This window comes from Cryobacterium sp. TMB3-10 (assembly GCF_004402305.1).
In the GTDB taxonomy this organism is placed as follows: domain Bacteria; phylum Actinomycetota; class Actinomycetes; order Actinomycetales; family Microbacteriaceae; genus Cryobacterium; species Cryobacterium zongtaii.
Genome location: NZ_SOGH01000005.1, coordinates 26971 through 45508 on the forward strand (window position 1 = coordinate 26971; position 18538 = coordinate 45508).

At 70.4% G+C, this 18538-nt stretch carries 11 protein-coding genes; 2 read left to right on the forward strand and 9 right to left on the reverse strand.

From position 1 onward, the window contains the following. Nucleotides 1–27: 27 nt before the first annotated feature. The 4 genes from E3T22_RS02095 to E3T22_RS02110 form a co-directional block, all read right to left on the reverse strand. Complete coding sequence (locus E3T22_RS02095) at nucleotides 28–3492, reverse strand: ATP-binding protein (protein ID WP_134480695.1); 3465 nt, start codon at nucleotides 3490–3492, stop codon at nucleotides 28–30. Continuing rightward, nucleotides 3489–4232 (reverse strand): DUF4194 domain-containing protein, encoded by a 744-nt coding sequence (locus tag E3T22_RS02100; RefSeq protein WP_166788885.1) that lies wholly within the window; start codon nucleotides 4230–4232, stop codon nucleotides 3489–3491. Before E3T22_RS02100 ends, E3T22_RS02095 begins: the two co-directional genes overlap by 4 nt. Beyond that, on the reverse strand, nucleotides 4225–5751 hold the full coding sequence (locus E3T22_RS02105; protein ID WP_166789250.1) for a DUF3375 domain-containing protein: 1527 nt from the start codon (nucleotides 5749–5751) through the stop codon (nucleotides 4225–4227). Before E3T22_RS02105 ends, E3T22_RS02100 begins: the two co-directional genes overlap by 8 nt. A gap of 121 nt (nucleotides 5752–5872) precedes the next feature. Then, complete coding sequence (locus E3T22_RS02110; RefSeq protein WP_134409122.1) at nucleotides 5873–6454, reverse strand: hypothetical protein; 582 nt, start codon at nucleotides 6452–6454, stop codon at nucleotides 5873–5875. Between the two features lie 175 nt (nucleotides 6455–6629). On the opposite strand from E3T22_RS02110, the gene E3T22_RS02115 reads away from it, so the two are divergent. Continuing rightward, a complete protein-coding gene (locus E3T22_RS02115) occupies nucleotides 6630–10454 on the forward strand; it encodes an SCO7613 C-terminal domain-containing membrane protein (RefSeq protein WP_134480693.1) in 3825 nt (1274 codons plus the stop codon). A 73-nt stretch (nucleotides 10455–10527) separates the two neighbouring features. Here E3T22_RS02115 and E3T22_RS02120 read toward each other — a convergent pair whose 3' ends face one another. From E3T22_RS02120 to E3T22_RS02140, 3 genes are all read right to left on the reverse strand, one after another. Further along, entirely contained in the window at nucleotides 10528–12201 is a 1674-nt protein-coding gene (locus E3T22_RS02120) for an FAD-dependent oxidoreductase (protein WP_088455874.1), read from the reverse strand. Between the two features lie 177 nt (nucleotides 12202–12378). Further along, nucleotides 12379–15636: a lamin tail domain-containing protein gene (locus E3T22_RS19230; protein ID WP_198415062.1), complete on the reverse strand. Its 3258-nt coding sequence runs from the start codon at nucleotides 15634–15636 to the stop codon at nucleotides 12379–12381. A 99-nt stretch (nucleotides 15637–15735) separates the two neighbouring features. Then, nucleotides 15736–16329, reverse strand: a complete 594-nt coding sequence (locus E3T22_RS02140) for a hypothetical protein (protein WP_088455873.1) — start codon at nucleotides 16327–16329, stop codon at nucleotides 15736–15738. 121 nt (nucleotides 16330–16450) lie between these two features. Between E3T22_RS02140 and E3T22_RS02145 the strand changes: the two genes are divergently transcribed. Then, nucleotides 16451–17113: a histidine phosphatase family protein gene (locus tag E3T22_RS02145; RefSeq protein WP_088455872.1), complete on the forward strand. Its 663-nt coding sequence runs from the start codon at nucleotides 16451–16453 to the stop codon at nucleotides 17111–17113. An 8-nt stretch (nucleotides 17114–17121) separates the two neighbouring features. Here the strand turns inward: E3T22_RS02145 and E3T22_RS02150 are convergent, their stop codons facing one another. Together E3T22_RS02150 and E3T22_RS02155 are read right to left on the reverse strand one after the other, a co-directional pair. Next, nucleotides 17122–17481, reverse strand: a complete 360-nt coding sequence (locus E3T22_RS02150) for an MmcQ/YjbR family DNA-binding protein (protein WP_134480691.1) — start codon at nucleotides 17479–17481, stop codon at nucleotides 17122–17124. Between the two features lie 50 nt (nucleotides 17482–17531). Next, entirely contained in the window at nucleotides 17532–18530 is a 999-nt protein-coding gene (locus E3T22_RS02155) for an LLM class flavin-dependent oxidoreductase (protein WP_134480690.1), read from the reverse strand. Nucleotides 18531–18538: the final 8 nt, after the last annotated feature.

Sequence of the window (18538 nt, forward strand, 5' to 3'; positions counted from 1 at the left end):
ATGCGCCCGGCCGGCACGGCGCGCGGGTCAGGCCACGCTTCGGTCAGATACCGCCTGGTCCGGTTCGGCGTGCTCGGCGTCCCTCGGTTCCGGCGACATCAGCGGGGTGATGTAGGAGAAGCCCGTCGCGGTGTTCTTGGTCATCGACAGGACGAGGTCCATGTACGGTTCGAGCGCGGTGACCTTGTCGAGCGGCGATCCCACGATGAGCTGGAAGCCGAGGCCCTTCCAGGCCGCGACGGCCCGGCCGGCGAACTCGGAGTCCGACTTCACGAAGCCCTCGTCGAGGAAGACCGGGGCGAACCGTGGCCGGGTGCGGCTTTCATCGCCGAGCTGGAACCGCAGGGCGGCGCCGACGACGAACGCGACGAGCTCCTGAGATTCGCCACCGCTCTTGCCGCCGAGCGACGAATAGGTGCTCACTTCCACCCCGTCCGGTGTGGTGCGCACGGCGGTGATCTCCACGTGCCTGCGCACGTCCAGGAGCAGGTCGCGGTCCGAGTCGGCCCTGGCGGCGTGGCGGGCGGCGCCGGCACGCCCCGGGCCGGCGATGTCGAGCTCGTCCGGCCGGCGGATGAGATTCATGAACGCCTGCAGCCTGGTGAACCGGCTTTCGGTCTGCTCGTCGGTGAATTCCTCGGTCGACCCCGATGAGAGCAGCTTGAGCTCCTTGCGGAACGCCGAGGCATCGTCACGGTGCAGCCGGCGCAGGGAGATCTGCAGCCGGTCGCGGCCGGCGCCGAACGGCAGCGTCCGCAGGATGTCGTTGATCGGCCGCAACCGGTCTTCGATCTCCTCGATCGAGGTGGTGAAGGCGCCGACGAGAGGAACGAGGTCCTGTCCGCTCCACGCGGAGAGGCGCCGCTTCCATTCCTGTCGGCGCTCGTAGAGGCCGAGCGTGTAGACGGCGTCGAGGATGTCGCTGTAGCTGGAGTATGACTCCATCGCCACGCCGATGTTGGGGTCGGGCCAGCGACTCTGGAAGGTCTCGAAGATGCCGATCAGGGTGTCCCTGGCACTGCGGGCGGTGTCACGGTCCTGGCTGGACTGCTCGGTGAGCCGCTCGCGGAGGCGCTTCACGCCGTTGGCGAAGGTGGCCAGCTCGGCGCTGTCGCTCACGGCGGCGAACTGCGCGTCGAGGACGGCGGCGTGTTCGTCCGGCAGACTGACCGATTCGTCGGCGGTGAGGCGCTCGAGTCTGTCGTTCACGATGTCCTGGCGGTCCACGATCGCGGCGTGCTCCTCACCGAGCACCGCGGCCTCCCGCTCGGTCTCGTGCTTGTGCTTCTGTGCGGTCTCCAGTTCGGCGGACAGCCGCGCCTCTTCGTCCTGGAGCCCGCGCAGCACGTCGCTGCCGGCGAGCAGACGTTCCCGCTCGGCCTCCTTGGCGCCGATGCGTGCCTGGGCGCCGGCCACGTCGATGGCCGCCCACACGGTGTCGAGCACGTGCTGGTGGGCATCCTTGAGGCGCCGCAGGGCGATGATCCGGCCGGCCATGGCGGAGGCCTGCCCCGCCAGGTCGTCGGCACGTTCCTTGAGCGCGGCGAGCTCGTCGGCGATCTCGGCCAGGCGCACCCCGCTGGAGAAGCCGATGATCGAGCGCTGGTCCTTGTTCCAACCGTGTGCGCCGCGCTTGCCGTTGCGGGTCTGTCCGCTCTGGGTGACCCTGGACCCCTCACCGGCGAGGTCGGCGGGGCCGGTGACGCAGAGTGCGTCCAGGCTCGGTGTCTGCACGCGGTCCTGCACCCAGCGGCTGAACAGGGAGTCCTTGAAGACCAGCTTGCCGGAGACGTAGCGGGGGTCGGGGTGCACCTGCTGGTGCGGGTGCAGCGGCACGCCTTCGAAGTGGATGCGCACGGGAATGTGCAAAGGGTCGATGGCTGCGCCGAGGGCGGCGAGGCGCGTCTCGTCAACGAGCAGCACCCGAACGACAGAGGCGAGGGTGACCTCGGCGGCCTGTCGCCAGGCGTCCTCGCCGGGAGCGATGTCGATGAGCTCGGCCACGAACGGCAGCTCCTCGGCGGGGATCCCGGCGGCCTCGGCGATCATCAGGCGGGCGTTGTGCAGGTGCTGGGGAACGAGGCTGGCCCGGCCCTTGAGGAAGCTGTGCTCCTGCTTGAGGGTGCGGATCTGTTCCTCGAGGGGGTAGGCGGTGCGCTGCAGGCCGACCCTCTGCAGGTCGAGTTCCTGCTCGGTGGCGGTGAACCCGGCGAGGAACGACTCAGCCTGTTCTTGCGCGGCGGAGAAGGCATCCGCCGACTCGATGGGCGTGTCGATCAGCGCGATGCGCTCATCGAACCTGGCGCGTTCGGCGGCCACGTCGTCGCGCTTGCTGGCGAGCACGTCGAGGTCGTTCTGCAGGCCGGCGAGGGCGTCGCCGCCGTTGTCGCGCTGCTGGTGCACCAGGTCGGCGATCCGCACCTTCAGGTCGGTCTCGGCATCCCGGGCGGCACTGTGCTTGGCCTGGTTGTCGCGCCGGCGGGCGCGGTTGGTGTCGGCGGCGGTATCGAGCAGACCGTGCTCGGTGAGCAGCTGCCAGAGCACGAAGGGGGTGTCACCGTCGCGGTGCACGCCGAAACGGTCGATGAGGTCGGCCTTCTCGGTCGCGGTCTCGTAGTCGCGGTGCAGTTCGGGGAGGCGTTCGAGGACCTTGGCCTTCTGCGCCTCGGTGACCATGGCGCCGTAGGAGCGTTCGAGGTCTTCGAAGTGGTCGACGGCTTTGTCGGCGGCGGCGTAGGTGGCGGGCTCTTCGAGCACCATCGACTTGTACAGGCCGTCGACGGTCTTCACCTGCTGGCCGGCCTGGATGCGGGCCAGCAGTCGCAGCGCCTTGCCGCCCTCACCGTTGGCGCCGATGCCGAGCCGCGTGTACAGGGTCTGCGAGAACGCGGCATAGGTGTCGAACACGTCGAGGTCGGCAAACCGGTTTTTCAGGGCGCGCTTGTCGAAGCGGGCCTCGGTGACGTCGGCGAGGTCGCGCAGGTCGAGCCGGCCGTCTCGGGTGGCCATCTTCATGGTCACGTCGGCGAATTTGGTGGCGCCGCGCGGCACGAAGTAGGCGCGCAGCACCGTGAACCGGCGCTGGTTGTCGTCGATGAAGGTCATCGCTATCGCACCCCAGGTGGCCGAGTCGGCGCCGCGCAGCACCTGATCGTGCATCTGCCCGGTTTCGGCCTCGCGACTGGAGTCGGTCTTGCCGCGCAGGTACGTCATCAGGTTGCGCTGGTCGACGCTGCGGGCCCGCCCGGAACCGGCGTCGTTGGACGCACCGTTGAACGGGGTGTCCGAGGGCATCATCAACGCCAGGTAGGCGTCGAGCAGGCTCGACTTGCCGGTACCGGATGCGCCGGAGACCAGGGTGGCGCTGGCGGCGAAGTCCACCTCGTGGTGACCCTGGAAGCCACCCCAGTTGACCATCTGGAAGGACTCGGCACGCCACTGGGTGGTTCCCTCGGTGGCACCGTCCATGTGGAACAGCGGGGAATCGGTCATGAGACGGCCTCCAGGGCGGGGTCGGCAGGGTCGGATGTCTCGGGTTCGGGCTCACGGAATTCCTGGCCGTTCTGCTCCACCAGCCATTCCCACAGCTCGCCGAGTCGCTCGATGGGCAGCAGCACCTCGATCACGGCCGAGATGCGGAACCGGTCCGGATCGCTGGTCTTGAGCAGCACCCGCGCCTTCGCCAGGCTGTCCACGGCCGCCGCGGCGCGACGAGCGTCACCGAACCTGTCGGTGGCGTGCTCCGGCCGGAAGTGCGCGACGTTCTCGACCAGGTTGTCCCGGTCGACGATGACGATGTCGACGCCGCTGGCGCGTTCGCTGCGGAACCGCTGGCGCAACAGCACCAGCAGGATGGTCTCCTCGCGGGTGTACGCCACGTCGTGCAGCAGGGTCGGGAATCTGTCGCCGCCCTCGCCGACGGCCTGGCGCTTGAAGGCCACCTCGTAGTGCAGGTCGACGTGCAGATCGAGGAACAGATCGTTGAGCCGCGACTTGAGCAGGCTCTGCGAGGCGAGCAGGGTGCGCCACTCGGCCGGCTGCAGGGCGGCGGAGATGTAGCGGTGCTTGAGCAGCAGCACCAGGGTGCGGCGCTGCTCAACGGTCAGGCCGCCCTCGTCCCCCTCGAACAAAGAGAAGCTCGGGGCGCCGTCCTGCTCCTCGGCGGTCTCGGCGCCTTCGACAGTGTCGTCGGTCAGGTCGTCGGTCACGTCAGCGGTCACGTTGTCAGTCATGATCAGATCCATAGTTCAGGGCGGCCAGGGCCGCGGTGTCGTCGTCGGTCAAGATGATGCGCGGCACCCTGAAGGTGCGGCGGGAGCCGTCGGGCCGTACGGTTTCGAAGGCCTCGGTGTCTGACCCCGCTGTCGCGGCCGCGGCATCCGTGCGGTCGATGGCGTCGACCTGGGTGGCGATCTGCAGCAGCCCGAGGATCTCGACAGGCCGGCGCATCGCCGGGTCGAGGCTGTTGAACGCGTCACCGACGGAGGCGGCGCCGTCGATGCTGAAGGCCGTCACCATGGCATCGCGAAGCTCGGCCAGCAGCGGGCCGCCCTGGGTGCGCATCGCATCGAGGGTGGGCGGCTCCGGAGCGAACGCCGAGACGTCTTCCAGCGGCGGCGGCGCCTTGTGGGCGCCGGGGTCGTAGAACCGTTCGCGCAGGTGCTCGAGCTCCAGGGTGCCGGGCATCAGCTCGGCGGTCACCGTGGAGCGGGGCCCGGCGGTCTCCATCCAGATCGCGAGTTCCTTGTTGATCTCCCGCAGCAACCGTTCCAGTTCGCGGTCCTTGACAACGTCGTGGTTCACGATGTGCTCGCGCAGGGTGGTGGTCAGGCCGTTGCGCTGGGTGAGCACGTCGTCCACACCCTTGCGGATCAGGCTGACGGTGCCCATGAAGCTGCGCCGGTCGGCGGCGCTGAGCTGGAGGGCGAACGGGTGCAGCATGATCGACTCGAGGTCGTTCTTGAGTTCGGCAAGCAGGGCGTCGTTGCGCAACAGCACGAACGCGCCCTCGAATGCGCGGCCCTCCGCGGTCGACGACATCAGTGTGTCGGTCTTGGAGAGGTACTCGTCGAGCACCTCGCTGATCGGCCGTTCCTCGGCGCGGAAGTCGTTCACGATCTGCCGGTGCATGCCGGCGACGGACTCCTCGACACGCTTGAAATCACTGGGCAGCTGAGTGATCAGGTCGATCAGGTTGGCGTAGCCCTCGTGCATCGCATCGTTCGAGGCCGCTGCGATCTCCCCGCCGGTGGCGAGTCGGTCACGTTCGGCGGTCTTTTGGGCGATCTCCAGGTCGAGCCGGCGGATGCGTTCGTCCCGGTCCGGATTCGCCTGGGTGGCGCGGTGCCGCACGGTGTCGACGATGGTGGTGAGGCGGGATTCGCTGATCAGCGCCCGGTCGCGGGAGAGCCCGTCCACGAGCAGCAGGGCCTCGAGGGCGTGTGAGGTGAGCGAGTACTGCTCCTCACCGTCCTCCCCGGTTTCGCGGTAGAGCCACTGGTCGTTCATCCACTGCACGCACAGGGCGCGACCGTTCTTGCCGGGTACATCGCTGCCCACGGAGCGGAGGTCGGCGAGGTAGGCATCCACCTGGGTGTGCAGCCTGTCGGCCTGAACGCTGCGGCGGTCCCGGCTGAACGAGGACTTGAACACCGCGAGCACAAACGGCGCCCACTTGCGGTCGAGTAGCCGCAGGGTTGGTCGGTCGAAGGCGCTGTGCACCCGCGCTAATTCGGCCGCTATGTCGCTCACTCGTGCCCGATCCTTTCTCACCGGTCCGTCCCCGGACCTCCTCAACCGTAGTCGCCCCGGCGACCGCGAATCGGCGCCGTGGGTGTGCCGTGCGGTGGCCTGGCCCGGCCGGCCGAGACGCTCAGTAGTCGCTGAGGCCCTGACCGGCTGCTTCGTCGGCCTTGAGCTTGAGCAGGGCCAGATCGACGAGAACGAACATTTCGGTGCGTTCGGCCCGGCGGAGCTGATACTCGGGGTCGAGTGCGTCGATCGACAGGCGCATCAGGCGGGTGTGCATGGCGTCCTGGAGCTCATCGCTGGCCGCGTGCTGGGCGTCGCGCACGAGGCGGGCCACCTGGTCCTCGTCGTCGGCCACGGCGACCAGGGCGAGGGCGAGGAGTTTGTGCATCTTCCGGCGCAGCTTGAGCTTGTGGAGGTCCATCAGCTGGTCCTGGGTGAGGTCGTACCGCCAGGTCGACGAGGTCAGCTCCTTGCGCTGCGCGCGCACCCTCTCGCCGGACTCCTGGTTCTCCCGGGAGAGGGCGAGCATCTCCCGGCGGGCCGAATCGGCGAACCTGGCCAGGTCGTAGTCGGCATGCTCGGCCAGGCCCGCGACGATGATGTCGTTCTTGACGGCCATCCGGACCGAGGACAGCGCGATGAGCAGCCCCTCATCGACGATGCGGGATATCGGCACCCTGGCGTGCTGCGTCGCATCCGTCACAGGCCCATTTTAGTGAGTGAGAGCCACTTAGACTGCGGCCATGGGGAAAATCTGGAACGATGCTGCCGTTCGATATCTACAGGACCGGCGGATTTGCCCCCGATGTGACGCGCGACTGACCGGCGAATGGTGCCCGGGCTGCGGGGCGGACCTGAGCGGTCCGCTCGGCGGTGAGATGGTCTCGGCCACCGGACGGGTGGTCAAGGCGTTGCAGGCGCGGGACCGCCTGATCGAGCGGATACCGACGGTGGGGCCGGCGGGCACGACGGATGGCACCGCGCCGGCAGGTACAGCTCCGGCACGTACGGCGTCGGCTGTTGCTCCGTCACAACCGAAACCGTCAGACTCGCCGCGGGTCCCCGCGGACCCGGCCCGTGCCACGGCCGTCCCGGATGCGGGCGCCCAGGTGAGCGTGCAGTCGGTGCTCGCCTTCGCCGGAGCGGCCCTGCTCGCCGTGGCCGCCCTGGTCTTCACCTTCTTCAATCCCGACCTCACGAGCTTCGCCGTGCGCACGAGTATCGTCGCCGTCATCACGGTGGTCTTCCTCGGCGGCGCCTGGCTGTTCGCCCGGCGGGGCCTGCGCTTCTCGGCCGAGTCCGTGGCGGCCCTTGGCGTGGTGTTCATCGCCCTCGATGTCTGGGCTTTCGTGCAGCTGGCGCCGGCGTCCGCGAGCGGCTGGACCTTCGCCGCGCTCGGCACCCTGCTCGGCTCCGCGCTGCTGTTCGGGCTGGGCGCCCGCTCCGGCGTGCGGGTGTGGCTGTGGGCGGCGGTCGTTGGTCTGGCCCTGTCCCCCGGGCTGTTGGGCAGCGGCGGCGGCACCTGGAGCGCGCTCCTCGGCAGCCTGGGCGTGGCCGTCGTGGCGCTCGGCCTGCACCCCGTGCTCGCGCGCCTTTCCTCCGGGCTGGGCTCCGCGCTGGGGTTCGAACGCAACACGATGACCACCCTGCAGGCGGTGGCGGTGCTCGCCGCCCTGCTGCAGTTACTGCTGCTGTCGCTGACCACGATCACCTCGCAGATCCTGGGTTATGCGGGCATCCTGGCGGTGCTGTCCGTGGTGGCGGCGCTGGGCAGTCGCAATGGGCTGCCCCGGCTCTGGAGCTTCGCGGCGGGCGCCTTCGCGGTGGCCGCGGTGGCGATCCTGCCGCTGGCCGTGCCCTTCGGCGATTCCGCCTGGTACCTGGCGTTGATCCCGGTGGCGGCCGGGGTCGCCCTGGTGGGGCTGGCCGCGTTGCGCTCGAGCCCGGTCGCCCGCCGCAGCGCCCTGACGTCCGGCGCCGTCACGGTGCTGGCGTTGGGCGCGAGCCCCGCCCTGGTGACCGCGGTCACGCAGCTGTCCGGCGCGCTGTTCGCGCCCCTGCGCTGGGCCAGCTACCGCACCGGCGGCTACCCGGGCAACGCCTCGCCCTACCCGGCCAGCGGTGACTTCGCCTTCGTCGCAGGCTCGGCCACCCCTTCTGGGTACGGGGCGGGCCTCGTCGCCCAGAACCTCGGCCTGGCCTCGATTGCCGCGCTGGCCGCCCTCGCGCTGACGGCCTGGGCGGTCGCGCTGGTGAGCCGCGAGAGCGTCGCAGCCGAGGCGTCCGTGCCCACAGCGGCCCAGACGCCGGCGCCCACGCCCGCGAGTGCGCCGTCGACGCCGATTCGACTGGCACTGTGGATGGGCGTTTTCACCCTGCTCACCGTCGCCGGTTGGGCCGGCTTCTCGCTGACCGGCCAGGCCGTCGTCGGCCTCGTTCTCGCCGGCCTGCTCATCGCAGGTCTGCTGTTCGTCCCCGCGCTCGCCGCGGCACCGGCGACGATCAGGAGTGTGCCGGTCATCGGCGCCCATCTGCTGTTGCTGCTGGCGGCGGTCACCGGCTGGCTGCAGGAGTCGACCACCGTGTGGGTCGGCGTGGCCGCCGTGCTCACCCTCGCCGCGCTCGCCCACACCCTGCCCGCACGGTGGCGCCCGGTGTACCTCGGTCTCGGCTACGCGTACGCGTTGGTGATCGTGGCCACCGCGCTCACTCTCGCCCGCGTCGACGGCATCGCGGTGCTCTGCCTCACCGCCACCCTCGGCCTGCTCTGCGCCCTCGCCGCCACCGTCACCACCTGGCTCACCCCGCGCAGCTGGTACGCGGTCCTCCTGGTGAGCGCGGTGCCGTTCGTCGCCGGGGTGGTGGGAGTACTGCTGGTGCGCAGCGGCTGGACGGCGCTGTCGACCGGCGTGGCCTTCGCCCTGGCCCTGACCCTGATGACCAGCCGGCGGCCGGGTCTGACGTTGCCGCTGCGATCCTTCGCGGCCGGCCTGCTGGTGCCCTCGCTCGCGGTCGTCGTGGTCTGTCTCGGCGCGCAGCTGTTGGCCACCAGCGGATCACCGGTGGTCCTGCCGCTGATCGCACTGATCGTCGCCGGCACCTTCGCGGCCACCGGCCCGATCACGCAGGCGCTCGAGAGGCGCGGCCTGGCGACCCTCGAAGCGGATGCCTGCCGCCGCTGGATCGAGGCCTCCGCCGCAGTCACCGGTGTGCTGGCCGTGCTGCTCGCCCTCGTGCGCACCGCGGCGGGCCTGTCCACCACGGTGCTCGTGCTCGTGATCCTCGGCATTGGGGCGGCCGTCAATGCGCTGCAGACCGGCCGCCGGTCCGCCTGGTGGGCGGCCGGCGCCAGCTGGACCGGCGCCCTCTGGTGCATCTGGGCCATTCGTGGCATCGAGGTGATCGAACCGTACGTGCTGCCGCCGGCGCTCGCGATGGTGATCGTCGGCGCGATCCTCGTGACCAGGGGGCGGGCCGGCCAGACGCTGGCCACCACCGGTCTGGCCCTGGCCGTGGTGCCGAGCCTGCTGGTGCTCAGCACCAACGGGTCCGCGGGTTTCGGAGCGGCCGGTTTCGGGGCCGCCGCGTTCGGGCCGGTCACGCCGTGGCGGGCGTACGGCCTGCTGGCCGCTGCCCTGGTACTCGTGGTGATCGGGTACACGATTGTCCGCGCCACCGCAGTGAGCGGAGCGGCTTCGACCGCAACGACTCCGGCTAGCCAGGCACAGACCGGCCAGGCACAGACCGGCCCGGCCCCGACAGGTCTGATCGGGCTCCGCAGCCTCATCGGCGCCACTGCGGTGGTGGCCACCCTGGCCGCGGCGGCGGGCGCCGTGCAGGCCATGCGCTGGGGCCTCGGCCTCGACGACCTCACCGCCACCGCCCAGACCGGTGTCATGGTGCCCGTGCTGTTGGCCAGCGCCACGGCCACCCTGCTCGCGGTCTTCGCCGGACTCCTGGCCCAGGGAGACGCAGCACCGCACCCGAACGCCCCGTCGCGGTGGCGCTACGCCGCGGCCACGGCGTTCCTGGTCGCCGGCCCGATCACGGCCATCCGGCCCGACGCCTTCTCGATCGGCACCCTGGTGCTGCTCATGGCGATGATGCTGGGCTTCATGCTCGTGGTGTCGGCCAGGGCCCGCTCCGGTGCGATGTCGTTGCCGCCGGTGTGGTTCCTGTTCGTGCTGGCCTGGTGCACCGCCGTGGCGGGCTGGAGCGAACGGGAGCTGCGCGTCGAGGCATTCTCGATCCCCCTGGGCCTGGCCCTGCTCGGTGCCGGCGTCATCGGGATGCGCTCGGGCGCACGCGCCGTGCCGGCCACCCTCGGCTCCTGGCCGGCCGGTTTTGCCGGCTCGTGGCGGCTGCTCGCTCCGGGCATCATCGTCACGTTCCTACCGTCGGTCCTGGCCACCGGCACCGACCCGCAGACCTGGCGCGCCATCCTGGTGATGTCCCTCGCACTCACAGCGATCCTGATCGGCTCGACCCGGCGCCTGGCCGCCCCGTTCGTGATCAGCCTGGCCGTGCTGCCCATCGAGGTCATCGTGGTGTTCACGGTGCAGATCGGGCAGACGATCAACCCGCTGCTGTGGTGGATCACCCTGGCCACCATCGGTGCGGTGATGCTCGTGATCGCGATCACCTCCGAGCGGAAGGGTGCCGCGAGAGGCGGCTTCTCGGCCCGCCTGCGCGACCTCACCTAACTCCCCGCGAACTGTGACTCAAGCACCAGGTACTCCGGGGTTTTGGGGCCTTTATTGCTGGCGGTGGGGGTGGTCAGGCCTTCAGCAGGGCGGCGGCGCTGTCCCGGGCGGTGCGCGCCGCATCCGTGCCCGCGGCCCAGGTGAGGTAGCCGCCGTCGAGATTCACGGCGTCTCGGCCCAGCTGGGCGAGCAGCCGCACGGCGGTGTGACCGCGCTGGCCCACCTTGCAGTGCACGATCAGCCGACCCTCGGGCAGTTCCGCCTGGCGGGCACGGATGTCGTCGAGCGGGATGTTGACCGAGCCGGGGATGGCGGCCTCGGCGTACTCCCCCGCCGTGCGCACGTCGATCAGGGTGGCACCGGCCGCACGGGCCGCAGCGAGTTCGTGCCACTGCACCGACGTGGTCAGCCCTTCTTCGGCGTTGAGGGCCACGTAGCCGAGCATGTTCACCGGATCCTTGGCCGAGGAGAACTGCGGTGCGTAGGCCAGTTCGAGGTCGGCGAGTTCGGATGCCGTGATGCCGCCGGCCATGGCGGTCGCGATCACGTCGATGCGCTTGTCAACACCGTCGCCGCCCACACCCTGGGCGCCGAGGATCGCGTCGGTGTCGGCGTCGACGACGAGCTTGAGCGCCATCGACTCCGCCCCGGGGTAGTAGCCGGTGTGCGAGGCCGGGTGGGTGTGCATCACCCGGATGTTCCGGCCGCGGGCCGCGAGCAGCTTCTCGTTCCAGCCGGTGGCGGCGATGGTGAGTCCCATCATGCCCACGACGGCGGTACCGAGGGCCGGGCGCACCCGAATTCTCTTGCCGGTGATCACGTCGGCGACCAGGCGGCCGTGGCGGTTGGCCAGGCCGGCGAGGGCCACCAGGCGCTGCTCGCCCGAGATCGCGTCGGTCTTCTCCACGGCGTCGCCGATGGCGTAGATGTCGGGGTCGCTGGTGCGCAACTGGTCGTCCACCGCGATGCCGCCACGTTCGCCGATCGTGAGGCCGGCGGCCTGGGCCAGCGCGGTGTCCGGCCGCACACCGATGGCAGCGAGCACGAACTCGGCCGCTACGACGCTGCCGTCGTTGAGAGTGGCGGTGTCCGCGCCGATCTCGGCGACCTGGGTGCCCAGACGCACGCTGACACCCGCGGCGCGCAGCCGCTCGGCCACCGGGCCGGCCATCTCGGGGTCCAACGGCGGCAGAACCTGGTCACCGAGCTCCACCAGGGTGACGTCCAGGCCCCGGTGCACGAGGTTTTCCACCATCTCGAGGCCGATGAAGCCGGCGCCGATGACGAGGGCGCTTCGCGGCACCACGGACAGGGCCGACATAGCCGCGTCGACGTCGTCGATGTCGCGCAGGGTCAGCATCCGCTCGCCACCGGGCAGCGGCGGGCGCACGGGCGAAGCGCCGGGCGAGAGCACGAGGGCGTCGTAGCCCTCGGTCGACTCCCGGCCGGTGGCGAGGTCGCGTACGGTGACGGTCTTGGCCGCGCTGTCGATGCCGATGACCTCCGTGCGCACCCGCACGTCAAGGTTGAAGCGGCTGGCGAGCGAGGCCGGCGTCTGCAACAGCAGGCTGGAACGTTCTTCGATGACACCGCCGAGGTAGTACGGCAGGCCGCAGTTGGCGAACGAGACATGGCCGCCCCGTTCGAACACCGTGATCTGGGCGTTCTCGTCGAGGCGACGGAGGCGGGTGGCGGCGGACATGCCGCCGGCGACGCCGCCGATGATGAGATATCGGTTCTGGGTCATGATTCCAGTGTGCTATACCCCATGGGGTATGTGCAAGTCGGGGGTTGAGGGTCGCGCCGCCGCCGGCACGAAAGCGTCCGGCGGCCGCACCTCATGGGTGCGGCCGCCGGACGGATGTCTCTGCTCTGCCCGGTCTCACCGGCCGCCGTCAGCGGATGTTCGCTCCGCGCACCGTCGTTACGCCGTCACACCGCGCCGGCGCAGCACCAGAACGGCGCTGCCGGTGAGCACGAGGAGTAGCGCGAGCAGTCCCGGCAGGGCGGGGTTCACGCCCGTGCTCGCCAGGGTGCCCGGCGCGTCCTGCGATGACGTCGCCGCAGCGCTGACGAGGATGTCGTCCCAACCGATCAGCGTGCCGTCCTCGGCCACCACAACCACGCGGTGTGCGCCGGGCGCCGTGCCGTTCGGGATAGCGACCTGCACGGTGCCCGCGGCGGTGACCGTCGTGGATGCCAGCAGCGTCGGAGTCGAGTGCAGCCACACGCGCACCGCGTCACCCGCGAACGCGCGGCCGACGGTGACCGTGATGGTGTCCCCCGGCTTCGCGGTGGCGGGCACCGATACCGGTCCCCGCGCGGACTCGACCAAAGCGGCCGTCGCCACCGGAGCCGGTGCGGCCGGCCCGGTCGTGGGAACCGGAGTCGGCCCGGTCGTGGGAACCGGAGTCGGCTCGGTCGACGGAACCGGGGTCGGCTCGGTCGTGGGAACCGGAGTCGGCTCGGTCGTCGGAACCGGAGTCGGCTCGGTCGTGGGAACCGGGGTCGGCTCGGTCGTGGGAACCGGGGTCGGCTCGGTCGTCGGAACCGGGGTCGGCTCGGTCGGTGTCAGCGGGGTGCACTCGATGCTGCCCACCCGGATCGCATGGCCGCCGGTGTTGGAGTCGTCGGCCCAGAAGACGGGCTTGGCTCCGGAGACGCAGGCACTCTGCGGGGCAAGGGCGAAGCCCTCGTTGTTGAGGTTGGGCATCGACGCCGGTCGCTCGTACACCGTCGTGACTCCGAATCGCCCGTCGGAGGCGCCGGCCTGCGCGATCTCCAGGACCGCGGAACGTCCCGCGCAGGTGTCATCGCAGACGGCCCAGAACCGGCCGGTCGAGGCCTCGAACTCCAGGTCCATCACACCGGAGAATCCGCTGGCGATGGTGGCGACGCGGGTGTATCCGCCGGTGGCCTGGTCCAGCGCGTAGGCGTAGATCGCACCGTTGGCCTCTAGTCCGACGAAGAACAGGCCGGTGCCGTGACCGGCGTAAACAGCCGGGTCGTAGGCGGCGTTGGTGCGCTCGTCGAGCATCCCCTGGGCCACCAGAAAGCTGTCCGGCACCCAGGCGATGGCCTCGAGGCCGGCGTTGGCGCCCACGACGGGCAGGTCGGCGGTGAGGTTCCATTCCATGCTCGCGGTGAGCTGGGTTCCGGTGGCGGATGCGTCATAGCGCAGCACCGCGGGCCGGCTGACGCCGCTCACGGCGTTGTTGCGCTCGCTGGCGATGAACAGTCCGCCGTCAGCGCCTGCCGAGGTCAGAGCGACGCCCTCGGCGTCCACGTCGCCGGTGCCGTCGGTGTAATGCAGCGGCTTGCCCGCGCCCCAGCCGGCGGTGGTGTCCGGCACCCAGCCGGCGCCGTCGGCGACGAGCTTGTAGAGCGCGCCGGTACCGTTCTTGGCGGCCCAGAGCACGTCACCGGCAGTGCCGGCAGCGCCAGCAGCCTCATAGGCCAGTCCGCTCAGGTTGCCGCCGAGCACGCCGGCCGGGTCCACGGTGCGGACCTCGGCCGAGCCGGGCCAAGCCGCGGTGACCAGGTCGCCGGCGCAGCTGTTCGCGGCGCCCTTGGTGCTGGCGGTCGTCGCGGCGAAGTCGCCGGTGCCGTCGGCGCAGCGGCCGTAGCTGGTCGTGGCGTGCGCGGTCCATGTGTAGCTGTCGAGCAGGGTGCTGCCGTCGGCTGCGAAGAGGCGGGCGGTGTCGGCACCGCCCAGTCCGAATCCGCCGTCCGCGTCTACGTCGATCGCGAGGTATCCCCCGGCCGCAATGCTCGTGCCGGTCGGGAGGATGACGGAGTGAGTGTCGTCGTTGTCCTTCAGGACGAAGCCGGAGACATCCGCGGCGGTCGAACCGTTGTTGATCAGCTCGAGCCAGTCACCGGGCGTGCCGCCGCTCGACTCGATCTCGTTGAGGCGAACGGGCGAGCCACAGTCGTTCGCGGCGCCCTTGGTCGAGGAGGTCATCTGGGTCAGCAGGGTGCCGCCGGGGCAGATACCCCAGGTCGTGACCGCGTGGCTGGTCCAGCTCACCGAGCTGACCAGGGTGAAGCCGTCCGGGGCGAACAGGCGGGCGGAGTCGGCCGAGCCCAGGCCGAAGCCGAGCAGGCCCTCCTCGACCACGAAGTAGCCGCCGGCGACAATCACGGAGCCGGACGGCAGCACGGCCGTGTGGGTGTCGTCGTTGTCGCGCACGATCCAGCCGGTCAGGTCGACATCACTCGCGCCGGGGTTGAACAGCTCAACCCAGTCGCCGGGCGTGCCGCCGCTGGACTCGGTCTCGGTGATGCGCACATCCGCTGTCTCGGGCACGACGCAGTCGTTGGCCGATCCCTTCGTGGCGGTGGCCGTGTCGGCGAATTCGCCGACGCCGTCGGGGCAGCGGCCATAGGTCGATGCGGCGTGCACGGTCCACGCGTAGGAGTCGATCAGGGTGACCCCGTCGGTGTCGAACAGTCGGGCGGCGTCTCCGCCGCCGAGGCCGTAGTCCATGGTGGGTGCCTCGACGACGAGGTAGCCGCCGGCGGCGATGGTCGAGCCGACGGGCAGCACGGCCGCGTGCGTGTCGTCACTGTCCTTGAGCACCAGTCCGGAGGCGTCGACGGGAGCCGTGCCCAGGTTGACGAGCTCGATCCAGTCACCGGGGGTGCCACCGTTGGACTCGACCTCGTTGAGGCGCACGTTGTCGGCGACGGACACGTCGCAGTCGTTCGCCGCACCGCGGGTGGCTGCCGTGGTCTCACGGAACTCCCCGGTGCCGTCGGGGCAACGGCCCCAGCTGGTGGTCGCGTGCGCGGCCCAGGCATAGGAGTCGACCAGGGTGGTGCCGTCAGCCAGGAACAGGCGGGCGATGTCGGCCTTTCCGAGGCCGAAGCTGGTGGCGCCGTCGCCGTCCACATCAACGGCCAGGAACGCGCCGGGTTCGAGAACCGTGCTCGCCGGCAGCGCGAAGGTGCGTTCGTCCTTGTCGTCCTTGACGACCCAGCCGGAGACATCCGTCGCCACCTGGCCGATGTTGGTCAGTTCGATCCAGTCGCCGGGCGTGCCGCCTTCGGACTCGACTTCGTTGATGCGAACCGAGGGTGCCGGGGCCGCCATGGCCGGGCTCAGGGTAGCGGCGAGTGGAACCGCCAAGGCGAGGGTGAGGATGGCGGCCAGGCTTGGCCGACGCCAGTGTGTGCGCACAGGGATGCCCCTTCGAGGCTGTGGGTGACGAGCCTCGGATGGGCCCGGTCTACTGTGGCGATGCCAGGAAAACTCCCGGTGAACGTCGAGCGAACGCTCCTACCCGGCACTCTGCCGGAGCACCCGGCGGAACGGGATCGACGATGCGAGGACCAGCACGAGAAGCAGCGAACCGGCGAGCACGGACACCCAGGCGCCGCGTGGCTCGGTGACGGTCAGCCTGGCACCGCCGATCGCGGCCGGCATGAGCGCTATCGCCGCCAGCGCCGCACCGCTGAGCACACCGGCTACGATCCGGCCCCACAGCCGCCCGCGTCCGGAGATGGCGTAGCCACCGCCGATGCCGATCAGGGCCACGCCCACCGCAGCACCGCCGATCCCCGTCGTCACCAGCTCCACGACCGCTCCCGGCCTCAGCAATGGCGCCACCGCGAACGCGAGCGGCGCCAGGGCGAGCCACCGCCAGCCTCGGGCTCCCCCGGACCGCCGCAGCGCTTCCGCCCAGCCGAGCAGCGCGCCGGCGAGGGCGCCGGGCAGCAGGATGGCGCCGAAGGTGCCGTCCCATTCGAAGGTCGAGGCGATCCCGACCAGCTCGACCATGTAGGCGCGGAACCCTGCCGCCCACGCGATCCCGCAGATCGCACCGATCACGATGAGGGACGCGGCCGCCGGTTCGGCACTCTTGTCGTCCACGCTCGCCTCCACCCAGGTTGCCCCGGTCAGGTGTTCGCCGCCGACTCTAAGAGGCTTCCGGGCAATCGGCAAGGCCAACCGGCTATTGCTCCGTGCGCCTCGTGCCTATGCTGGAACGACCATGCGACTCCTCCTGATCCGTCACGGCCAGACGCCCGCCAATGTGCTCGGGCAACTCGACACCGCCCACCCGGGCCCGGGCCTGACCGAGCTCGGCGAACGACAGGCGGCCGTCATCCCCGAGGCCCTCAGGTTCGATTCCATTGACACCATATTTGCGTCGACACTGCATCGCACCCAACTCACCGCCCGTCCCCTCGCGCTCGACCGCGGCCTGGACATCCAGGTGGCCGACGGACTGCACGAGATCGAAGCCGGCGCGCTCGAGCGACGCAGCGATCACGCCTCCATCCGCACCTACATGGAGACAGTGTTCGCCTGGGGAGCCGGCAACCTCGATGTGGGCATGCCCGGCGGGCCGGATGGCCACGCGTTCTTCGCCCGGTTCGACGCCGACATCGCCGTGGCGGCCGCCAGCGGAGCGACGGCGGCGGTGTTCAGCCACGGCGCCGCGATCCGGGTCTGGGCCGCGGCTCGGGCAACCAACGTGCCGCCGATGTTCGCCGGGCTCCACGACCTGGACAACACCGGCGTGGTCGAGCTGATCGGCTCACCCGACGAGGGCTGGACGCTGCTGTCCTGGGCGGGGGTGCCGCTGGGCGGGATGCCGCTGGTCGACACGTCCGCCGTGGATCCGACCGGCGAAGCGCTCGACGCCTCCTAGCGGGCGCCCTACTCCGCGCTATCCAGAGGAGCCCGGGGAGCCTTGGGCCGCACGAGAGCATGGCTGTCGCGCAGAAGCTGCTCCACGAGCTCGTCCTCCACGAACCCGTCGAGCACGATGGTGATCCAGTGCTTCTTATTGAGGTGGTAGCCGGGGTGGATATGCCCGGGAAACTCTTCCCGCAGCGCGCGCCCTTCCTCGGGGTCGCACTTCAGCGACACGCTGAACGGGTCACCGGCCAGCGCGCTGAGGGCGAAGATCTTGCCGTTGCCGCTGGTCTTGAAGACGCTGATCTCGTCGCCGAACGGAAACGTCTCGGTGGCCTGGGGCAGGCTGAGGCAGAACTCAACGAGGGCGTCCGGGGTCATGTCTGTGACACTAGCGACTTCTCCCGGACCAGCCAGCACTCGGCGAAGTCTCAGGCCGGAACGCCGACCATCGCGCCGGCGGTCAGCTCCACGGACCGCAGCCGGTCACCGATCTGCTGCGACGCGTGGGCGAGGATCAATTCGTCGGCCTGGGTGGAGGTGGTCAGCTCCTCGAGGAACGTGCGCACGTCCGCGGGGGTACCCACGGCCGTGTATCGCATCATGTCGGCCAGGCGGCGCCCCTCCGTGGTGGTGAGGAAGGCATCGATCTGGTCGTCGGAGTACTCCGGCGATGCCGGTCCGCGGGCGATCATGCTGCGCACCCTGGAGCGACGCATGATCTCGAACTGCTGCGTGGCATCCGCCCCGTCGTCTGCCGCGATCACGTTGGCGGCCACCATCAGGTAGGGCTCGGCGAGCTGCGCCGACGGCCTGAAGTCGCGCCGGTAGGTGGCAACGGCCTCAAACAGCGAGTCGGGTGCGAAGTGCGATGCGAACGCGTACGGCAGGCCCAGCGCGGCCGCGAGGCCGGCGCCGAAGAGGGAGGACCCCAGGATGTAGAGCGGAACGTTGGTACCGGCTCCCGGCACCGCCCGCACCCCGGGGATGATCGATTCATCGCGCAGGTACGCGGCCAGCTCCATCACGTCCTGCGGAAACTGGTCGGAGGCGCGCGGGTCGCGGCGCATCGCCCTGGCGGTGGTCTGGTCGCTGCCGGGAGCCCGGCCCAGGCCCAGGTCGATGCGGTCGGGGTACAGCTCCGCGAGGGTGCCGTACTGCTCCGCGATGGTGAGCGGCGAGTGGTTGGGCAGCATCACGCCGCCGGATCCGAGCCGGATGGTGGAGGTCTGGGAGGCGACGTGACCGACGAGCACGCTGGTGGCCGACGACGCGATCGTCGGCATGTTGTGGTGCTCGGCGTACCAGACCCGCTGGTACCCGTACTTTTCGGCGGTCTGGGCGAGCGCGACACTGGCGGCGAAGCTTTCCCTGACGGTCTGCCCGGGGGCGATAGGGGCGAGGTCAAGTATGGAGAGCGGTGTCGTCATGTTGGGGG

What these genes read in the sequence shown, in the direction of transcription:
- E3T22_RS02145 (WP_088455872.1), top strand. Translation starts at nt 16,451, where the DNA reads ATGCGACTCCTCCTGATCCGTCACGGCCAGACGCCCGCCAATGTGCTC.
- E3T22_RS02095 (WP_134480695.1), bottom strand. Translation starts at nt 3,492, where the DNA reads ATGACCGATTCCCCGCTGTTCCACATGGACGGTGCCACCGAGGGAACC.
- E3T22_RS02115 (WP_134480693.1), top strand. Translation starts at nt 6,630, where the DNA reads ATGGTCTCGGCCACCGGACGGGTGGTCAAGGCGTTGCAGGCGCGGGAC.
- E3T22_RS02100 (WP_166788885.1), bottom strand. Translation starts at nt 4,232, where the DNA reads ATGACTGACAACGTGACCGCTGACGTGACCGACGACCTGACCGACGAC.
- E3T22_RS02120 (WP_088455874.1), bottom strand. Translation starts at nt 12,201, where the DNA reads ATGACCCAGAACCGATATCTCATCATCGGCGGCGTCGCCGGCGGCATG.
- E3T22_RS02150 (WP_134480691.1), bottom strand. Translation starts at nt 17,481, where the DNA reads ATGACCCCGGACGCCCTCGTTGAGTTCTGCCTCAGCCTGCCCCAGGCC.
- E3T22_RS02155 (WP_134480690.1), bottom strand. Translation starts at nt 18,530, where the DNA reads ATGACGACACCGCTCTCCATACTTGACCTCGCCCCTATCGCCCCCGGG.